General features: G+C 62.8%; 17 protein-coding genes. All 17 read right to left on the reverse strand.

What is annotated here, in order from left to right; translation table 11 throughout:
- Positions 1 to 39: 39 nt before the first annotated feature.
- The 17 genes from urtD to PDR5_RS03055 all read right to left on the reverse strand — a co-directional run bounded on the left by urtD (position 40) and on the right by PDR5_RS03055 (position 19,141).
- Positions 40 to 909: an urea ABC transporter ATP-binding protein UrtD gene (gene urtD, locus PDR5_RS02975; protein WP_007950599.1), complete on the reverse strand. Its 870-nt coding sequence runs from the start codon at positions 907 to 909 to the stop codon at positions 40 to 42.
- Complete coding sequence (urtC, locus tag PDR5_RS02980; RefSeq protein ID WP_064593175.1) at positions 906 to 1,985, reverse strand: urea ABC transporter permease subunit UrtC; 1,080 nt, start codon at positions 1,983 to 1,985, stop codon at positions 906 to 908. The genes urtD and urtC overlap by 4 nt, the downstream gene beginning before the upstream one ends.
- A complete protein-coding gene (gene urtB / locus PDR5_RS02985; RefSeq protein ID WP_064593177.1) occupies positions 1,985 to 3,487 on the reverse strand; it encodes an urea ABC transporter permease subunit UrtB in 1,503 nt (500 codons plus the stop codon). Before urtB ends, urtC begins: the two co-directional genes overlap by 1 nt.
- A gap of 252 nt (positions 3,488 to 3,739) precedes the next feature.
- Positions 3,740 to 5,005, reverse strand: coding sequence for an urea ABC transporter substrate-binding protein (gene urtA, locus PDR5_RS02990; RefSeq protein WP_064593179.1), 1,266 nt, complete (start codon positions 5,003 to 5,005; stop codon positions 3,740 to 3,742).
- 205 nt (positions 5,006 to 5,210) lie between these two features.
- Positions 5,211 to 6,221 (reverse strand): FecCD family ABC transporter permease, encoded by a 1,011-nt coding sequence (locus PDR5_RS02995; protein WP_064593181.1) that lies wholly within the window; start codon positions 6,219 to 6,221, stop codon positions 5,211 to 5,213.
- On the reverse strand, positions 6,218 to 7,165 hold the full coding sequence (locus PDR5_RS03000) for an ABC transporter substrate-binding protein (RefSeq protein ID WP_064593186.1): 948 nt from the start codon (positions 7,163 to 7,165) through the stop codon (positions 6,218 to 6,220). The genes PDR5_RS02995 and PDR5_RS03000 overlap by 4 nt, the downstream gene beginning before the upstream one ends.
- Positions 7,162 to 7,950: an ABC transporter ATP-binding protein gene (locus tag PDR5_RS03005; protein ID WP_064593188.1), complete on the reverse strand. Its 789-nt coding sequence runs from the start codon at positions 7,948 to 7,950 to the stop codon at positions 7,162 to 7,164. Before PDR5_RS03005 ends, PDR5_RS03000 begins: the two co-directional genes overlap by 4 nt.
- Positions 7,951 to 8,275: 325 nt before the next feature.
- Positions 8,276 to 10,402 carry a TonB-dependent receptor gene (locus PDR5_RS03010; RefSeq protein ID WP_064593190.1) on the reverse strand — a complete coding sequence of 709 codons (2,127 nt, stop codon included), beginning with the start codon at positions 10,400 to 10,402 and terminating at the stop codon, positions 8,276 to 8,278.
- A gap of 162 nt (positions 10,403 to 10,564) precedes the next feature.
- Positions 10,565 to 11,944 (reverse strand): PepSY-associated TM helix domain-containing protein, encoded by a 1,380-nt coding sequence (locus PDR5_RS03015; protein ID WP_064593192.1) that lies wholly within the window; start codon positions 11,942 to 11,944, stop codon positions 10,565 to 10,567.
- Between the two features lie 80 nt (positions 11,945 to 12,024).
- Positions 12,025 to 14,145 carry a TonB-dependent copper receptor gene (locus PDR5_RS03020; RefSeq protein WP_064593194.1) on the reverse strand — a complete coding sequence of 707 codons (2,121 nt, stop codon included), beginning with the start codon at positions 14,143 to 14,145 and terminating at the stop codon, positions 12,025 to 12,027.
- 84 nt (positions 14,146 to 14,229) lie between these two features.
- Positions 14,230 to 14,676, reverse strand: a complete 447-nt coding sequence (locus tag PDR5_RS03025; protein WP_064593196.1) for a DUF2946 domain-containing protein — start codon at positions 14,674 to 14,676, stop codon at positions 14,230 to 14,232.
- A 21-nt stretch (positions 14,677 to 14,697) separates the two neighbouring features.
- On the reverse strand, positions 14,698 to 15,177 hold the full coding sequence (locus tag PDR5_RS03030; RefSeq protein WP_064593198.1) for a copper chaperone PCu(A)C: 480 nt from the start codon (positions 15,175 to 15,177) through the stop codon (positions 14,698 to 14,700).
- A gap of 48 nt (positions 15,178 to 15,225) precedes the next feature.
- The gene (locus tag PDR5_RS03035) at positions 15,226 to 15,627 is read right to left on the reverse strand and encodes a DUF2946 domain-containing protein (RefSeq protein ID WP_064593200.1); all 402 of its coding nucleotides are present in this window, start codon (positions 15,625 to 15,627) and stop codon (positions 15,226 to 15,228) included.
- A gap of 47 nt (positions 15,628 to 15,674) precedes the next feature.
- The gene (locus PDR5_RS03040) at positions 15,675 to 15,986 is read right to left on the reverse strand and encodes a hypothetical protein (protein WP_039772019.1); all 312 of its coding nucleotides are present in this window, start codon (positions 15,984 to 15,986) and stop codon (positions 15,675 to 15,677) included.
- Positions 15,987 to 16,114: 128 nt separating this feature from the next.
- A complete protein-coding gene (locus PDR5_RS03045; RefSeq protein WP_064593202.1) occupies positions 16,115 to 16,843 on the reverse strand; it encodes a cobalt-precorrin-6A reductase in 729 nt (242 codons plus the stop codon).
- On the reverse strand, positions 16,840 to 17,937 hold the full coding sequence (locus PDR5_RS03050; RefSeq protein WP_064593204.1) for a cobalt-precorrin-5B (C(1))-methyltransferase: 1,098 nt from the start codon (positions 17,935 to 17,937) through the stop codon (positions 16,840 to 16,842). The genes PDR5_RS03045 and PDR5_RS03050 overlap by 4 nt, the downstream gene beginning before the upstream one ends.
- Positions 17,930 to 19,141 carry a bifunctional cobalt-precorrin-7 (C(5))-methyltransferase/cobalt-precorrin-6B (C(15))-methyltransferase gene (locus PDR5_RS03055; protein WP_064593206.1) on the reverse strand — a complete coding sequence of 404 codons (1,212 nt, stop codon included), beginning with the start codon at positions 19,139 to 19,141 and terminating at the stop codon, positions 17,930 to 17,932. Before PDR5_RS03055 ends, PDR5_RS03050 begins: the two co-directional genes overlap by 8 nt.
- Positions 19,142 to 19,353 lie beyond the last annotated feature (212 nt).

Raw genomic sequence — 19,353 nt, forward strand, 5'->3', positions numbered from 1 at the left:
GTTCTCCTCAAATCCCCCTGTGGGAGCGGGCTTGCAGTTTCAGCGGCCGAGATAGACTTCGATCACGCGCTCGTTGTCCTGCACCTGTTCCAGTGATCCTTCGGCCAGCACGCTGCCCTGATGCAACACCGTGACGTGGTCGGCAATCGAGCCGACGAAGCCCATGTCGTGTTCCACCACCATCAGCGAGTGCTTGCCTGCGAGCGACTTGAACAGCTCGGCGGTGAACTCGGTTTCGGCGTCGGTCATGCCTGCCACTGGCTCATCGAGCAGCAGCAGTTGCGGGTCCTGCATCAGCAACATGCCGATTTCCAGAAACTGTTTCTGCCCGTGGGACAGCAGCCCCGCCGGGCGGTTGACCGAAGTGGTCAGGCGAATGGTGTCGAGCACTTCGCTGATCCGGTCTTTCTGCTCGCCGCTCAACTTCGCCCGCAGGCTGGCCCACACCGACTTGTCGGTTTTCTGCGCCAGCTCCAGGTTCTCGAACACGCTCAACGCTTCGAACACCGTCGGTTTCTGGAACTTGCGCCCGATCCCGGCCTGGGCGATCTGCACTTCGCTCATCTGCGTCAGGTCGAGGGTTTCACCGAACCATGCCTTGCCGTGGCTCGGGCGGGTCTTGCCGGTGATCACGTCCATCAGTGTGGTCTTGCCCGCGCCGTTGGGGCCGATGATGCAGCGCAGTTCGCCGACGCCGATGTACAGGTTCAGATTGTTCAGCGCGCGGAAGCCGTCGAAGCTGACGCTGATGTCTTCCAGGGTCAGGATCGTGCCGTGACGGGTGTCGAGGCCCGGCCCGACGCGTTGCCCGAGGCCGATCGAGTCGCGGCTGGTGCCTTCGTCCTTGTTCGGTTCCACCGGGAAAAAGGCCGGTTCCAGCATGAATTCAGCGCTCGCCGTGACTCTCATGATTCACCTCGTTTCTTCAGCAGACCGATCACGCCCTTGGGCAGGTACAACGTCACGACGATGAACAGCGCGCCGAGGAAGAACAGCCAGTATTCGGGGAAGGCCACGGTGAACCAGCTCTTCATGCCGTTGACCACGCCGGCGCCGAGCAGCGGGCCGATCAGCGTGCCGCGCCCGCCAAGGGCGACCCAGACGGCGGCCTCGATCGAGTTGGTCGGCGACATTTCGCTCGGGTTGATGATCCCCACTTGCGGCACGTACAACGCACCCGCCAGACCACACAACACCGCACTCAACACCCAGACGAACAGCTTGAAGCCGCGCGGGTCGTAGCCGCAGAACATCAGGCGATTTTCCGCGTCACGCAACGCGGTCAGCACCCGGCCGAACTTGCTGCGGGCCAGCCGCCAGCCGATGAACAGGCTCGCCACCAACAACAGCACCGTCGCCAGAAACAGCACCGCGCGAGTGCCCGGTTCGGTGATGCCGAAACCGAGGATCGTGCGGAAATTGGTGAAGCCGTTGTTGCCGCCGAAGCCGGTTTCGTTGCGGAAAAACAGCAGCATCCCGGCGAAGGTCAGGGCCTGGGTCATGATTGAGAAATACACACCCTTGATTCGCGAGCGGAAGGCGAAAAACCCGAACACCAGCGCCAACAACCCCGGCGCCAACACCACCAGGCACATCGCCCAGAGGAAGCTGCCGGTGCCGCTCCAGTACCACGGCAATTCCGTCCAAGACAGGAAGGTCATGAACGCCGGCAAGCCATCACCGGCAGCCCGGCGCATCAGGTACATGCCCATCGCATAACCGCCGAGGGCGAAGAACAGACCGTGGCCCAGCGACAGGAGACCGGCGTAACCCCAGACCAGATCCAGTGCCAGGGCGACGATGGCGTAGCAGAGAATCTTGCCCACCAGCGTCAGGGTGTAGGCCGAAACATGCAGCGAGCTGTCCGCCGGCAACAGCGACAGCAGAGGCAGGGCGATCAGCAAGGCGAGCACCACCGCGCCGATGGCGAGGGTGACTTTCGGGCCGGCCTTTTGTGTGGCCGTGACTAGTAGAGGCTGGTTCATCAGTCGATCACCCGTCCTTTCAGTGCGAAGAGGCCTTGCGGACGTTTCTGGATGAACAGAATGATCAGCGCGAGGATCAGGATCTTGCCGAGCACCGCACCGATCTGCGGTTCGAGAATCTTGTTGGCGATGCCCAGGCCGAACGCGGCGAACACGCTGCCGGCCAATTGCCCGACGCCGCCGAGCACCACCACCAGGAACGAGTCGATGATGTAGCTCTGGCCGAGGTCCGGGCCGACGTTGCCGATCTGGCTCAGGGCCACGCCACCGAGCCCGGCGATGCCCGAGCCGAGGCCGAAAGCGAGCATGTCGACGCGCCCGGTGGGCACGCCGCAGCAGGCGGCCATGTTGCGGTTCTGGGTGACGGCACGCACGTTCAGACCCAGGCGAGTCTTGTTCAGCAGCAGCCAGGTCAGCACCACCACAAACAGCGCAAAGGCGATGATCACGATGCGGTTGTACGGCAGCACCAGATTCGGCAACACCTGAATCCCGCCGGACAGCCATGCCGGGTTCGCCACTTCAACGTTCTGCGCACCGAACACCAGACGCACCAGTTGAATCAGCATCAGGCTGATGCCCCAGGTGGCCAGCAGGGTTTCCAGTGGTCGACCGTAGAGGTGACGGATCACCGTGCGCTCCAGGGCCATGCCGATGGCAGCGGTGACGAAGAACGCCACCGGCAGCGCGATCAGCGGATAGAACTCGATGGCCTGCGGCGCGTAGCGCTGGAACATCAACTGCACGACGTAGGTCGAGTAGGCGCCGAGCATCAGCATCTCGCCGTGGGCCATGTTGATCACACCGAGCAGGCCGAAAGTGATCGCCAGACCCAGCGCCGCGAGCAACAGAATCGAACCGAGGGACATGCCGCTGAAGGCCTGGCCGAGCAGTTCGCCGATCAGCAGTTTGCGCTTGACCTGGGCGAGGCTGGTTTCGGCGGCGGTGCGCACATTGGCATCGGTTTCGACGCCGGGTTCGAGCAAGCCTTCGAGGCGGGTACGGGCCAGCGGGTCGCCGGTTTCACCGAGCAGACGCACGGCCGCGAGGCGCACCGCCGGGTCGGTGTCGACCAGTTGCAGATTGGCCAGCGCCAGGCTCAGGGCGGCGTGGACGTTTTCATCGGTTTCGCCAGCCAGTTGCTGGTCGAGGAATTTCAGCTGCGCCGGTTTGGCGCTTTTCTGCAATTGCTGCGCGGCGGTCAGACGGGTTTTGGCGTCGGCGGCGAGCAATTGGTGGCTGGCCAGCGCGGTGTCGATCAGACCCCGCAGGCGGTTGTTCAGGCGCAGGGTCTTGGGTTGGCCGTCGACGGTCAGTTCGCCTTGTTGCAGGGCGTTGATCAGTTCGACACGCGCCGGATCGGGCTGCGCGGCCCAGGCTTCCAGCAGTTTGGCCTGTTGCGTGGGGTTGGCGGCGACGAAGTCTTCGGCGTCGCTGGCGTGGGTCATCATGGGCAGCAGGAGCAAGAGGGCCAGGATGACGCGGTAAAAGGCAGTGGGCATGGGTGGTGCTTCCTGTGTTGCGGTGGCCGATGGAGCGGTGTCCGACTGCGAAATCCAGCCCTCACCCTAGCCCTCTCCCGGAGGGAGAGGGGACTGACCGAGTTGTCTGTTCATCAAGCATCGACCTGAAAAAACAGAGTCGAACTCAGGCTTTGAAAACGATGGAGATCTGCTCCCTTTCCCTCTCTCCCTGAGGGAGAGGGCTGGGGTGAGGGGGAAGGTCTCAAGTCCGCCTCAAGGTCTGAATCCGCCTCAGTTGCTCTTCACCGCATACTCCGGCTTCTTGTCATTACCCGGAATGAACGGGCTCCACGGCTGCGCACGGATCGGCCCTTCGGTCTGCCACACGACGTTGAACTGACCGTCGCTCTGGATCTCGCCGATCATCACCGGTTTGTGCAGGTGGTGATTGGTCTTGTCCATGGTCAGGGTGTAGCCGGACGGCGCGGCGAAGGTCTGGCCGCCGAGGGCTTCGCGGACCTTGTCGACGTCGGTGGATTTGGCTTTCTCCGCCGCCTGCGCCCACATGTGGATGCCGACGTAAGTGGCTTCCATCGGGTCGTTGGTCACGGCCTTGTCGGCGCCCGGCAGGTTGTGTTTCTTCGCGTAGGCTTTCCAGTCATCGACGAACTTCTTGTTCACCGGGTTCTCCACCGACTCGAAGTAGTTCCATGCCGCGAGGTTGCCCACCAGCGGCTTGGTGTCGATGCCGCGCAGTTCTTCTTCGCCCACCGAGAACGCCACCACCGGTACGTCGGTGGCTTTCAGGCCCTGGTTGGCCAGCTCTTTGTAGAACGGCACGTTGGAGTCGCCGTTGACGGTGGAGATCACAGCGGTCTTGCCGCCGGCCGAGAATTTTTTGATGTTGGCGACGATGGTTTGATAGTCGCTGTGACCGAACGGGGTGTAGACCTCTTCGATGTCTTTATCCGCTACGCCTTTGGAGTGCAGGAACGAGCGCAGGATCTTGTTGGTGGTGCGCGGATACACGTAATCGGTGCCAAGCAGGAAGTAGCGCTTGGCACTGCCGCCTTCTTCGCTCATCAGGTATTCAACCGCCGGCATCGCTTGCTGGTTCGGCGCGGCGCCGGTGTAGAACACGTTCGGCGACATCTCTTCACCTTCGTATTGCACCGGGTAGAACAGCAGGCCGTTGAGTTCTTCGAACACCGGCAGCACCGATTTGCGCGACACCGAGGTCCAGCAGCCGAACACCACCGCAACCTTGTCCTGGGTCAGCAACTGCCGGCCCTTTTCCGCGAACAGTGGCCAGTTCGACGCCGGGTCGACCACCACCGGTTCGAGCATCTTGCCGTTCACCCCGCCCTTGGCGTTGATCTCGTCGATGGTCATCAACGCCATGTCCTTGAGCGACGTTTCGGAGATCGCCATGGTGCCGGACAACGAATGCAGAATCCCGACCTTGATGGTCTCGGCGGCCTGTACGGTCCAGGTCATGCCCATCGCGGCAATCGATGCCGTGAGTGTGAAAGCCTTGATCAAACTGCGACGCTTCATTGTGCGATCTCCATGAACGTTAAAGTTTTTTATGGTTGGCAGATGCGAACGACTGAAGGCTGTTTTGCAAGGGCTGTGCCCGGTCGGGTTTGGGCAGGAAAATGTCGGTTTAGAGCGGTCGCGCGTTGAGTCGGCGCACCATGAGGGGACGTGTTGCATGCAAAGGTGCAGTGGGGCGCGCCAAATTGGGGCGCGCCCCGAGAAATCAGCGGCGGCGCATCAGTCCGATGAAGAACAGCCCGCCGAGGGCTGCGGTGGCAACACCGATGGGCAGGTCTTCGGGGGCTATCAACGTGCGGGCGGCGACGTCCACCCAGACGAGGAAAACGCTGCCGAGCAACACGCACACCGGCAGCAGGCGCCGATGCTCGGCACCGATCAGGCGCCGGGCAATGTGCGGCACCATCAGCCCGACAAACCCGATGGAGCCGCTGATCGACACCAGCACCCCGGTCATCAGCGAAGCAATCACGAACACCCGCAGACGCACCGCCCGGGCATTCAGGCCGAGGGTGACGGCGGTCTGTTCGCCGGCCATCAAGGCGTTCAGCGGGCGGGCCATGCCGATCAGCAGAATCAATCCGAGCAACACGCTCAGCGCCGGCACCGCCAACAACGCCCAGCGCGCCAGACCCAGGCCACCGAGCATCCAGAACATCACCGCTGAACTGGCACGGTGATCGCCCATGAACAACAGCAGATTGGCGATCGCCATCATCACGAACGACACCGCCACGCCACACAGCAGCAGACGATCACTGTCCAGCCGACCCTGGCGGTTGGCGATGCCCAGCACCAGAAACATGCTCAACAACGCGCCGATGAACGCGGCGATCGGCAAGGTCAGCAGGCCGACGATTTCGCCGATGTGCAGCACCACGATCACTGCACCGAGCGTGGCACCGGAGGTGACGCCAAGCAGGTGTGGATCGGCCAGCGGATTGCGCGTCACCGCTTGCAGCACCGCGCCGATCAACGCCAGCCCGGCACCGACCAATGCACCGAGCAGCATGCGCGGCACGCGGATCAGCCAGACGATGTGTTCCTGGCCGGCGCTCCAGTCCGCCACACCGAGGCCGAACAGTTTGTGCAGCAGAATCCGCCACACCACGTCCACCGGCACCCGCGCCGGGCCGAAGCCCAGCGACACCACGCACGACACCAGCAGCACGGCACCGAGGGCGATCAGCAGCAGCGCATAGCGACGATCGATCATTCGCCGTGGAAACCTTTGGCCAGGGTTTCCACCGCCAGCACGTTGTCGATCCCCGGCGTGGCCTGCACGTAGGGGATGACGATGAAGCGCTGGTTCTTGATCGCGTCCACCGATTGCAGGGCCTTGTTCTTCAGCAGGAATTCAATCTTCTGCTCGGCGGTGATTTCGCTGTAGTCGACGATGACGATCACCTGTGGATTACGCTCGACCACGGTTTCCCAGTTGACCCGGGTCCAGCTCGCTTCGACGTCATCGAGAACGTTGTGCCCGCCGGCGGCGTCGATCAGCGCCTGCGGCATGCCGAGGCGGCCGGAGGTCATGGCGCGGTCTTCGCCGCTGTCGTACAGGAAAACACGGGGCTTTTCGGCGGGCAGGGCTTTGCGGACTTCGGCGACCTGACTTTGCATGTCGGCGATCAGCGCGTTGGCGCGATCCTGCACGTCGAAAATCTTTCCGAGGTTGCGCAGGTCGTTATAAGTGTCGTCCAGCGTGGCGGCCGGACGCTTCATCACGAAGGCGCAGGATTCAGTCAGCTCATAGACGTTGATGCCCAGCGGTTGCAGGGTCTGCGGCGTGAGATCACCGCCGACGCGCATGCCGTAATCCCAACCGGCGAAGAAGAAATCGACGTTGGCGTTGAGCAGGGTTTCCACCGAGGGGTACTTGGCCGCCAGTTCCGGCAGGCCGTCGAGCAGGCTCTGCATTTCAGGCGTTACCGATTTCCAGCCACTGACGCCGCTGTAGCCGGCCATCTTCGACTTGAGGCCGAGGGCGAGCATCATCTGGGTCATGTTGATGTCGTGGCTGACTGCGTGTTTCGGCGCTTGCTTGAAGGTCACTTCGCGGTTGCAGCTGTGGATCGTCAGCGGGTACTGGGTGGCCTCGGCGAAGGCGTGGGTGGTGCCCAGCAGCAGAGCGAGGCAAAGCAGGGAGCGCACAGTCATGGTCGGGTTATCCAGGTGATTCGCGGGTAGCCGTGGAGGGGGTGGGAGTCGATCAATGCTTCGACGCCGAACACGTCACGCAGCAGTTCGACGGTGAGCACTTCTTGCGGGGTGCCGCTGGCGACGATGCGACCGTGGTTGATCACATACAAACGGTCGCAGAACGCGGCAGCCAGGTTCAGGTCGTGGATGCTCGCCAACGTGCCGATTTGCAAACGCTTGACCAGTTGCAGCAGTTCCAGTTGATAACGCGGGTCGAGGTGGTTGGTCGGCTCGTCGAGGATCAGCAGTTGCGGTTGCTGGGTCAGGGCCCGGGCGAGGATCACCCGCTGTTTTTCACCGCCGGACAGCGTGGCGAATGCGTGATCTTCGAAGCCATCGAGACCCACGGATTTGAGGGCCTGGGTAGCGAGATTGCGGTCTTCCAGCGTGTCGCCGTCGAACAGGCCTTTGTGCGGCGTGCGGCCCATGGCGACCACTTCTTCGACGGTCAGGCCGAAGGCGTCGGGGAATTCCTGCAGGACCACGGCGATGCGTTGCGCGCACCAGCGTGAGGATTGCTTCCACACGTTGTGGTGATCGAGTCTGACCTCACCGGTTTCCGGCTGACTGAAGCGGTAGGCGCAACGCAACAGGCTGGTCTTGCCGCTGCCATTGGGCCCGATCAGCCCGACGAACTCACCGGCGGCCACTTGCAGCGAGGCGTCACGCAGCTGGAACTGGTGATGACAGTGGCCGTGGCCCAAGGGGGACCAAGCGAGATCAGTGAGGGACAGTGAGGTCATGTGAGGTTCAGTGTGATTTCTAAGGTTATGTCTGTCTGGTAGATCCATCCCCCTCACCCCAGCCCTCTCCCCCAAGGGGGGCGAGGGGGAAAGGGAGCCGATCTTCGTGCTCTTCAAATCCTGAGTTCGACTCGGTATTTCAAGTCGGTGTAACTTGCCCAAACACCTCGGTCAGCCCCGTCCATAGGGGAAATGGGAGCCGATCTTCGTGCTCTTCAAATCCTGAGTTCGACCCGGTATTTCAGGTCGGTGCAACTTGCCCAAACACCTCGGTCAGTCCCCTCTCCCTCCGGGAGAGGGTTAGGGTGAGGGCGGGGCCAGTGAGTCAAAAGGTGTAGTCAGCCGTAACAAAGAACGAACGAGGTTCACCCAGAATCCACTGCTGGCCCTCATTGTATTGGCTTTGCGCATACGTCCGGTCAAACAGATTGTTCACCTGCAACCCCAGCGTGGTGTTGCGCAGGGCTTTCCATGACAACGTTGCATCGACCACGGTGTAGCTCGGCAGCTCGTTGCGGTTGGCCATATCGGCGTAGCGCGCATCGACGTAACGCACGCCGGCGCCGGCTTTCAGGTCATCGGCCAGCGCCTTGCTCAGCCACAGATTGGCAGTGCGGCGTGGCACGTCCACCGGGCGATTGCCGTTGCGCGACACCGGCACGCCGCCGACCACTTCTTCAAAATCGTCGTACTTGGCCTTCACGATTGCAGCGTTGGCTTGCAGCTGCCAGGCGTGTGGCAGTTGCAGATCAAGGCTGGCTTCCAGACCGTTCGACGATTGCTGGCCGACCTGCTGCTTGAGCGTCGGGTTGCCCGGATCGTCGGTCAGCAGCTTCTTCTTCACGATGCGATACGCCGCCAGCGTGAACTCGCCACGCTGATCCCAGAACAGCTGCTTCAGGCCGATCTCGGTTTGCCGCGCGGTGGACAGGTCATATTGCTGTTGGCTCGGGCTCAGCGAAATCAAACCGCCGATGCCATCGGTGCTGGTGGCAACCTGGCCGTAGAACGAGGTGTCTTGCGTCAGCGCGAACACCAGGCCGGCCTTCCAGTTGTTGCCGGTCAGGGTCTTGTCGCTCTGGCTGCCATCGACCAGGTTGTTGCGATCCACGTGTACGTAGTCGCGGCGCACACCGGTCACCAGCGACCAGCGTTCGCTCAGTTGCGTGCGGTTTTCGGCGAACACCGACATCTGTCTGGTGGTGCTGTCGAACTGATCGCGATACGGATCGGCGCTCTCGAAATAACCGGTTTGCGGGTGATAGCGATCCAGCGGCTGGCCGTTCGACAATACGTCGTTGAACGGCGAGTTGCTGTCGAGCTGGAAGCGGATGCGGTTGTAATCAACGCCGGTCACGGTCTGGCTGTCGAGGCCGAACAGCGAGTGCTTGAAGGTGAAGGTCTGGCGGTCGCCGACCTGTTCCTGTTTGTGGCCGATGCCGAAGTAGCCGCTGCGGCCGAGCTGCTGACTGTCAGCGTCGAAGTTGTAGTTTTCGGCGTTCTGCCAACGGCGCTGGGCTTTCAGGTAGTACAGCTCGTTGCTGGCGCTGACCGCCTCGTTGATCTGCCAATCGGTGGTCAGGCGCGTCCATTGATCGTTGTAGTGCTGCTTGTCGTCGCGCACGTTGTAGTTCTTGTTGCGCAGGCTGTCTTTCAATTGGCCGTTGATCAGTGGCGTGCCGAAGTAGTTTTGCGGGCGCTGATCGCCGTAATCGTGGGCGAGGGTGAAGGTCAGGTCGTCGGTCGCCTGCCAGCGCAGGGCGGCGCTGATGAAGTCGCTGGACGAGTCGCCGCGATCGACCCAGCCGTTGCCGCGCAGGCGGTTGAGGTTGAGGCGATAGCTCAGGGTGTCGGTCAGCGAGCCGCCGCTGTCGAACGCCTGCTGCTGGCGGTCGAACGAGCCGTAGCCGACGCGCACATGGTTTTCGATTTCGCCATCGAACGGCTTCTTCGGGATCACGTTGACCACCGCGCCGGTCGCGCCCTCGCCGTACAGCACCGAGGCCGGGCCGCGCAGGACATCGACGCGCTCCACCGACCAGGTGTCGACCGGAAACGTCACCGTGCCCATGCCGGTGTACATGCGGTTGCCGTCATACAACTGCATCACCGAACTCTGCCCGGTAAAGCCCCGGGCCTGCAACGAGGTGCCGCCATCGCCGGGCGTGCCGGTGCGGCTGATGCCGGTGCTGCGCGACACCGCGTCCTGCACGCTGCGGTCGCCACGGGCGCGGACCTGTTCACCGCTCAGGCTTTCGACACTGGCCGGGGTTTCCATGGCCGTGAGGTTCAGGCGCGAGCCGGCGCTGGTCGGCGTGGTCAGGCTGACGGTCGGGTCGTCATTGGCCGGGGCGGTGATGGTGCCGGTGGGCAGCGTCAGCGGGGAGTTGTCGGCGTGGGCGCTGTTGTTCAGGGCGAACAGACAGAGGCTGGACAAGAGGTACTTGTTCATCGGGGCGGTGAATCACTTCTTCAAAAGAAAAGCCCGCAGCCTCATGACAGTGCATGGCTGCGGGCAGAGCAGCAAATTTGCGTTATACAGTAACACTAAAAGTTGCCGGAGTTTAAGCCCCGGCAGTTTAAAGATCTGTCTAAACCGCGCATCTCGCCTGTTTCATGATGAAGTTGAGGCGGATTCAGTTTGTCGGCCCAGACGCGACAGCAGCAACCGATCCAGCAACCACACCACCACCAGCGAAGCCCCCACCAGCGGAAACACCACCGCGAGTACGAGCATGATTGCCACGCCGGTTTTCCACTTCGGCAGATCGTGACGCAGCGGCGGTACGCCGAACTTGCCGTGCGGCCGGCGCTTCCACCAGATCACCACGCCGCTGACGGCGCTGAGCAGAATCATCAGGCAGATCAGCAGCACGATGATCTGGTTGAAGGTGCCGAACATCTTGCCCTCGTGGAGCATCACGCCGATCTCGGTAGCCCGGGCAACAGCGCCGTATTGCTCGAAGCGCACATCGGCGAGAACCTTGCCGGTGTACTGATCGATGTGCAGGGTGGCGTCGTTGCGCGGGTCGTCGGCGAACACGGCAATGGTGAACACGCCGGTGGCGGTGGTCGGCATTGTGATGCTGTAGCCCGGCTCGACCTTGCGCTCGATGGCGATGTTCTGCACATCCTGCAGGCGGATGGTCGGCGCGGCGGGGCCGTGTTGCATGCCGCCGTGGGCCATGTGTTCGGCATGGTCGCCGGACATCGGCATCGGGGTGTTTTCCATCGCCCACGGCACAGTCTGGCGCGCGGCGTTGTTGAGGCTGCCGGCCTCGACGTCGGAGGTCGGCACGTTGTCCCACATCGCCGCCGGGAACACGTTCCACACCTGGGCATATTGCTTGCCCCAGAAGCCGGTCCAGGTCATGCCGCTGAGCAGCATCACCAGCAGCAATGCGGCGCCCCAGAATCCGGTAACAGCATGCAGATCACGCCACAGCACGCGGCCGCGACTGCTCAGGCGTGGCCACAGAATCCCGGCGGCCTGACCTCGCGGCCACCACAGGAAAACCCCGGACACCACCAGCACCACGCCCCAGCCGGCGGCCATTTCGATCAGTCGGTCACCGACGGTGCCGATCATCAGTTCGCCGTGAATCGCCCGGGCGATGGCTTGCAGGTTCTGCTTGGCATCCTGCTCGCCGAGGATGTCGCCGTGGTACGGATCGACGAACACGTTCAGCTCATGGCCGGCATTGGCCACGACAAACTGCGCGCTGCGCTCGGCATTCACCGGCGGCAGGTACTGGGTGACCTGGCCCTGTGGATAAGCGCTTTTGACCTTTTGCAGCAAGTCATCGGCCGGCACGGTGTGATGCCCGGCGGGGACGTTCAGCAGGCTGCTGTACATCAGCGAATCGAGTTGCGGTTTGAACAGGTAAATGATGCCGGTCAGGGCCAGCATCACCATGAATGGGGCGACGAACAATCCGGCATAAAAATGCCAACGCCAGGCCAGGTTGTAGAAATTCGGTTTGGGCTGTTTCATCACGTGTGCTCCGCTTGGCTTGGATCTTCTCGTTGTCTGTTGTCACTCGCGCCCTCAAGGGGAGCGAGTGCCCTTGAGGGTTAGAAACTCATGTCCACCTTGGTCCAGAGCGTGCGCCCTGGCTCATTGATGGCTTGCGGGTCGTTGGCCGGGTAGCCGAACCCGGCGTTGCCCGCCAGGTTCAGGTGTTCGGCGTAAGCCTTGCCGAACAGGTTGTCGACGCCGGTACTGACCTTCCAGTGTTTGTTGATCCGGTAGGCACCGTTGAGCGAGAACACGCCGAAGCCTGAACTCTTGTCGTAATCCTTGCCGACCACGTTGCCCTTGTTCTGGTCGATACGGTTTTGCGCGGCGACCACCCTCCACAGTGCGCCGGCACTCCAGTTGTCTTCGCTGTAGGTCAGGCCGAAACGTGCATCCAGCGGCGGCATCTGCGGCAGGGCCTTGCCGTCGCTGCTGTTCTTGCCCCAGGCGTAGGCCAGGGTCGCATCGGCTTTCCAGTTGTCGGTGAGTTTGTAAGCGGCACCGAGTTCACCGCCCATGATCCGCGCGTCGATGTTCTCGGCGCGGGAGGTGCTCATGCCCATCATCGTCGGGGTGTAGTCGAACAGGATGTAGTCGCGCACCACGCCGATGTAGCCCGAGGCCCAGGCTTCGAGGTCGGCATCCTTGTAGTTCACGCCGAAGTCGAGCTGAGTGGTCTTTTCCGGCTTGATCGAATCGAACGCATTGACCGAACCGGCCGGGCCGGATTTGGGCGAAAACAGCTCCCAGTAATCCGGGAACCGCTGGGCGTGGCCGAGGCCGGCGTAGAGCGTGGTCGGGCTGTCGGCCAGGTCATGCTCGTAACGGATGAAACCGCTCGGCAGGGTGTCGGCGCGGGTATCGCCAGCGGTCGGGTTCGGCCGGGACATCATTCCCGAGCCGGTGCTCTGCCGATAATCCTTGGCCGAGGTGCGGTCGACCCGGGCGCCGGTAATCAGCCGGTCGCGGTCGGCGGCGTACCAGGTCATTTCGCTGAACACGCCGTAGTTATGGAAGTCGGCGTCCTTGGTGAACGGCTGATCCTTGTAGGTATCGATGCCCATGCCGCTGCGCTGCCGGTGTTCGTTGGTCTGCGCATCGAGCCCGGTGATCAGCTGGATGTCGGCCCAGCGCCAGGTGGCCTTGATGCGCGCGCCGAGGGTACGGCGGTCGACGTTGGACGCCATCGGTCCCGCCATCATCCCGGTGCCGGACGGCGTGCGCAGGGTGTAGTTGTCCATCACGTGGTCGGCGTAGTTGTAGTAGACCTGCGCTTCGAGCTTCTCCAGCACGTCGCTGAGGTTGGATTTCTCGAAACGCAGACCGAGGCTTTCGCGCAGGAATTGCGAGCCGTCCATGCCGCGTCCGGCGTAGCGCGCTTGGCCGTCGCCCTTGCCGGCGGTGAGTTCGATCAGGGTGTCGGCGTCCGGGGTCCAGCCCAGCGCCACGTCGCCGTTCCACTTGTCATAGCGCGAGGCAACGATGTCGTTGTTGCCGTCGCGGTAATCGTCGGAATGTGCGGTGTTGCCGATCACCCGCACATAGCCCAACGAACCGCCGGCCGCCGCATCGACGACTTTGTCGAAGCGCCCGTGGGAGCCGGCCAGCACGCTGGCGTTCACGCGGGTGCCCAGTTCGCCGAAGCTTTCCGGTTCGCGGTCGAACAGGATCGTGCCGGCCGAGGCGCCCGGTCCATAAAGCACGGTTTGCGGGCCTTTGATCACGGTGAGTTTGTCGTAGGTTTCGGGCGAGATGTACGAGGTTGGCGCGTCCATCCGGCCGGGGCAGGCGCCGAGCATCATGCTGCCGTTGGTGAGGATGTTCAGGCGCGAACCGAACATGCCGCGCAATACCGGATCACCGTTGGTGCCGCCGTTGCGCACCAGGGCGAAGCCGGGAATGGTCTTCAGGTAGTCGCCGCCGTCGCTGGCCGGCACCGGTTGGCGCGGGTCTTTCGGGTTGGTGACGATGGTCAGCGGCGAGCTCGGGGCGATGGCAGTGATCACCGTCGGGCTCAGTTCGTCAGCGTGGCCGGCATGTTCGTCGGCGTGGACCAGCGGGGACAGCAGGACGCCGCAAAGGACGGCGGTCGCGTGTCTGAAACGAACGCGGGATTCGTTCAGAGCAAAGGACGCCGGGGCAGAACCCGGGCGTGGGACAGCAGAAAACCTGGACATGACAATTTCCATCAAACAGTCGTAAACAACACGGCCGGCAGCCTGAAGCCGTCTTCTCAACCGTGTGCAATCAGAGGTGGGTGTTTACGCTGCGACGGGCGGGGCGCGGGTGCGGGCGCCGGGGAAGAAGGTCCGCCGGGCATGGTCCAGACGCGGGGAGGGTGGGGTGAAGGTGTTGACCAGTGGAATGCTGAAGGTGGCGAAGCTGCCACCGCCGGTCAGCGCCGGGCAGTTGAACAGCAGGCTGCAATAACCGCATTTTTCCCACAGTACGTGGTGCGAGGATTGCGGCGGGCAGTGTTCGGCCGAGGGTTTTGCTGCATGCGCGGAGTGATCCATGCCCGGCATGTCCATCGACATGTCCATGCTCATCGGCATGGAGGTCGAGGCGTGCTGATCCATCGGCATCGACTGGGAAATCAGCGGGCCGATGAAGATCATCAACATGGCGAACAGTGCGATCCAGCTGCCGCGGGTCAGGTGTTCAGTCTGACGGCGTTGCAGGGAGGGCTTGGCGCTCAGGGGGCGCATGGGCGGAGTCTGCCGGAACGGTTACTGGGCGTGCGCGTGGGCTTGCGTGGCTTGCGGCGGCTTCTTCTGCACGGCGACTTCGACGGTCACGTCACCGGCCTTTTCAAAGTGCATCGTCAGGGGAAAGCGTTTGCCGTCGGTCAGCAGACTGCGGTCGGTTGGATTCATCAGCATCACGTGATAGGCCATCGGCGCGAATGTCACGTTTTCACCGGCCGGGATGGCCACGTTCGGCACCTGTTGCATCTTCATCAGATCGCCCTGCATCACGTGCTCGTGCAGTTCCGCTGTCGGGGCAATCGGCGAGTCGACGCTGAGCAGGCGGTCAGCGGTCTTGCCGGCGTTGTGAATGATGAAATACGCGGCAACGGTCGGCGCGTTCGGCGGCAGTTCCTGCGACCACGGGTGGGCGATTTCCAGCTCGCCGGCCTTGTATCCGTGGGCATGGGCGAAGCACGCAGGCAGCAACAGCGCAGCGATGACGATGAATTTGTTCAACATGGCAGTTCTCCAGAACGATTTGAAACGCAGGTCAAATGCGGGAACAAATCAGACCAGAGGAGAGGCGCGGGGATTGAGGCTCGGCCATTGCTGGCGCGGTGTCGGGGTTTGCAGCAAGGCGGGCGCCACACTGCGATTACTTTCGTACTGAGCGAAATACAGCTGCGGCGAATGCCCCGGCAACGCCACCACCGGCGCCGATCCGGAACAGCACCAGCAATGCTGCATGGTCGAATGATTGTCACCGCTTTGCGGCGCTTTCTGATCGAGGCTGCCGATGTCGATCGCCACCATCTTCGTCCCGCTGCCGGTGCAGAAGCTGCTCCACAGCAACTGCTCGGCCGGCGACTGCGCCGCCTGCGCCATCGCTCCCGTCAACGGCATGGCAAGCATGTTGAACAGCACTGCGAAGCAGGCGATCCAGGCAAATGCGAGCCGGTGTCGGTTCATGGGGCAGGTCCGTGGGGTGGGCGATCAGGCGCGGCTATTTAGCCTGATCAGGGCCGATAAGTAAAAAAGCGTCGTGCGGTTTGGTGTCGCAGCGCTACATGCAATTGTGCGAGTAGCATGCTTGCCAGTTCCGTCTCGCCGTTATGAAAGAGTGTAGCGGCTTCGATTCGCAATGCCTGTGCGAAATCCGGATCAGATTGAATTCTCAATCGGATGGTCTGCTTATAGTCTCGGAGCGCCACGCGGTTGAATCGTCCATCGCCTGAGTCCAGTTCCGAACATGCCTTGACGTAGTGCACCAGTTCAGCAGGCGTGTGGAGAAAGTCCTTGATGTCGAAGCGGGTGAATTTTCCGGTCATTGGAACGTGCTCACAAATTCGATGAAACGCTAAACGTAAGCCTGGGCCGCTCGTGCAGATAGTCAGCGATTCTTTAAGTTCTTGTGGGCAGTGTCCTAGCACTCAGTAGGACTTGAGCTTTTTGTTTTTCACGGTCGGACTCCGGCCGCGAGGGCAGCGATGGCTTCAGCAACCGTCCAGAACTCCCGATCAACCCCCGCCAACTCCGGCCGCTTCAACACCATCACCGGCACCCCAAGCTCCCGCGCCACGTCCAGCTTCGGCTCGGTTGCGGTGCTGCCGCTGTTCTTGCTGATCAGCACGTCGATCTGCCGGCTTTCGAACAGGGTTCGTTCATCCTGCAGCAGAAACGGTCCACGGGCGCCGATGACTTCGCAGCGTTCGTTGCCGGGATAAATGTCGAGGGCGCGCAGGGTCCAGAACTGGTGCGCGGGGATTTCATCGAGGTGTTGCAGCGGTTCGCGGCCAAGGGTGAACAGGGGGCGGCGGAAGGGTTCGAGGGCGGTGATCAGTTCGGCCCAGTCGGCGACTTCGCGCCAGTCATCACCCGGTTGTGGTTGCCACGCGGGGCGGCGCAGGGCCCAGCAGGGGATGCCGGTGAGTTGCGCGGCGGTGGCGGCGTTCCGGCTGATTTGCGCGGCGTATGGATGGGTCGCGTCGAGCAAAAGCGTGATGCCTTCAGCGCGAATGAACTGCGCCAGACCATCGGCGCCACCGTAGCCGCCGACGCGCACCTGACACGTCAGATCGGTCGGCACCCGGCCGACACCGGCCAGGCTGTAGATGTGCTCCGGTCCCAACGTGCGTGCGATCGCCAACGCTTCCGTCACGCCGCCGAGCAACAAGATTCGCTTCATTCAAAGGCACCCGCATGGCCAACAATGCCACCCTGACGATCAATCGCAAACACCTCGACCTGCACCTGCGCCGGCACCACGCTGCGGGCGAATTCCAGCGCATGGCGGCAAACTTCATCACCGAGGGCAACGCCCGCCGCACTGGCCATCGCCAACGCCTGCTGGCTGGTGTTCGCCCCGCGAATGGCTTGCTGCAACGCATCGTCAGCACCAATCGCCGCTGCCCATTCCGCCAGTTGCGGCAGGTCGATACTCGAATGACGCGAGTGCAGGTCCATGTGCCCGGCCGCCAGTTTGCTGATCTTGCCGAAGCCGCCGCACAGGCTGAGTTTCTCCACAGGTACTTTGCGCAGGTGCTTGAGCACCGCGCCGACGAAGTCGCCCATTTCGATCAGGGCGATTTCCGGCAGGTTGTAGACCCGGCGCATGGTGTCTTCGCTGGCATTGCCGGTGCAGGCAGCGATGTGCAGGTAGCCGTTGGTTTTCGCCACGTCGATGCCTTGATGGATCGAAGCAATGTACGCCGCACAGGAAAACGGCCGGACGATGCCGCTGGTGCCGAGGATCGACAAGCCGCCGAGAATGCCCAGGCGCGGGTTCATGGTTTTCAGCGCCAGGGCTTCGCCGCCCTCGACATTGACCGTCACCTCGAAGCCGCCGAGATAGCCGGTTTCTTCGGCGAGCAGGGTCAGGTGATCGCTGATCATCTTGCGCGGCACCGGGTTGATCGCCGGTTCGCCGACGCCCAGCACCAACCCTGGCCGGGTTACAGTGCCGACGCCCTTGCCGGCCACGAAGCGAATCCCCGGCTCGGCCATCAGCCGCACCCGCGAATAAAGCAGGGCGCCGTGAGTCACGTCCGGATCATCGCCGGCATCCTTGATCGTTCCGGCTTCGGCGCCGTCTTCGGTCAGCCGGCAGAACTCCAGACGCATCTGCACCTGCTTGCCCTTGGGCAACACGATCTGCACGGCGTCGGCCGATGAGCCACCGAGCAGCAGACGGGCAGCGGCGAGGCTGGTGGCCGTGGCGCAGCTGCCGGTGGTCAGGCCGCTGCGCAGGGGCGCGGGTTGTTCGGCGGTTTCGTCACGCATCAAGGGGTTTGACCAGATCGAGCAGGGTGATCGGCAAGGCCTGGCGCCAGGTGTCGAACTCGCCCAGCGGCTGTGCCTGGGCAATGTGGATGCGGGTCAACTCGCCACCGTGGCGTTCGCGCCAGGCCATCAAGGTCATTTCGCTTTGCAGCGTCACGGCGTTGGCCACCAGTCGGCCGCCGGGTTTGAGGTGTTCCCAGCAGGTGTCGATCACGCCTTCGCGGGTCACGCCGCCGCCGATGAAAATGGCGTCCGGACGCTCAAGACCGGCGAGGGCCTGAGGAGCACTGCCGCGAATCAGTTGCAGGCCAGGAACGCCCAAGGCATCACGGTTGTGTTCGATCAGTTGCTGGCGACCTTCGTCGGCCTCGATGGCCAGGGCGCGGCAGCTCGGGTGCGCGCGCATCCACTCGATGCCGATCGAGCCGCTGCCGGCGCCGACGTCCCACAACAGTTCGCCCGGGGTCGGGGCGAGGCGGGCGAGGGTGATGGCGCGTACGTCGCGCTTGGTCAGTTGGCCGTCGTGCCGGAAGGCGGAGTCCGGCAGACCGGCGAGACGCGACAGGCGTGGTGTATCTGGATCACCCAGGCATTCGATGGCGATCACGTTGAGGTCGGCAATGAGCGGATCGTTCCAGTCGTTGGCGGTGCTGTCGATCCGGCGTTCGGCGCTGCCGCCCAGATGTTCCAGGACGTTCAGGCGACTGGCGCCGAATCCGCGCTCGCGCAGCAATTGCGCAACTGCGGCCGGGCTCTGGCCGTCATTGCTCAGCAGCAACAGGCGCACGCCGCTGAACAGTTGTGCGTTGAGGGCCGCAAGCGGGCGGGCCACCAGCGACAGCACATTGACGTCCTGCAACGGCCAGCCCAGTCGGGCGGCCGCCAGCGAGCATGAGGATGGCGCTGGCAGAACCAGCATCTCGACTCCTGGCACCTGCCGCGCCAGACTTGCGCCAACGCCGTAGTACATCGGATCACCACTGGCCAGCACGCAGACCGCTTCGCCACGGCGTTCAAGAACCGGGGCCAGGGAGAACGGGCTCGGCCACAACTGGCGCTCGCCACCGATGCACGCCGGCAACAGGTCCAGTTGACGCTGACCGCCGATGATCCGCGAGGCGCCCAGCACGGCGCGGCGGGCATTCTTGCCCAGGCCCTTGAAGCCGTCTTCACCGATTCCCACTACCGTCAGCCAGGGTGTCATGCCGTTCCTCAATCTCGTGCGCCGTTCAATCGGCGCATGATAGCGCGGCTTCTGTTGTCTGGCGTTGCTGCCTTGTTGCAGGCGAAGGCAGCGTAGACATGTTATGTGGCTGAAAACCGATTGGTGGATCGAGCGTCTTTGTTATTTTGGTTTTTGATCAAGTTGAACGTTACCCATAAAACGCACTGGATCATTTTCTGAACGATTATTTA

The organism is Pseudomonas sp. DR 5-09 (assembly GCF_001655595.1).
GTDB classification, from domain to species: Bacteria; Pseudomonadota; Gammaproteobacteria; order Pseudomonadales; family Pseudomonadaceae; genus Aquipseudomonas; species Aquipseudomonas pharyngis.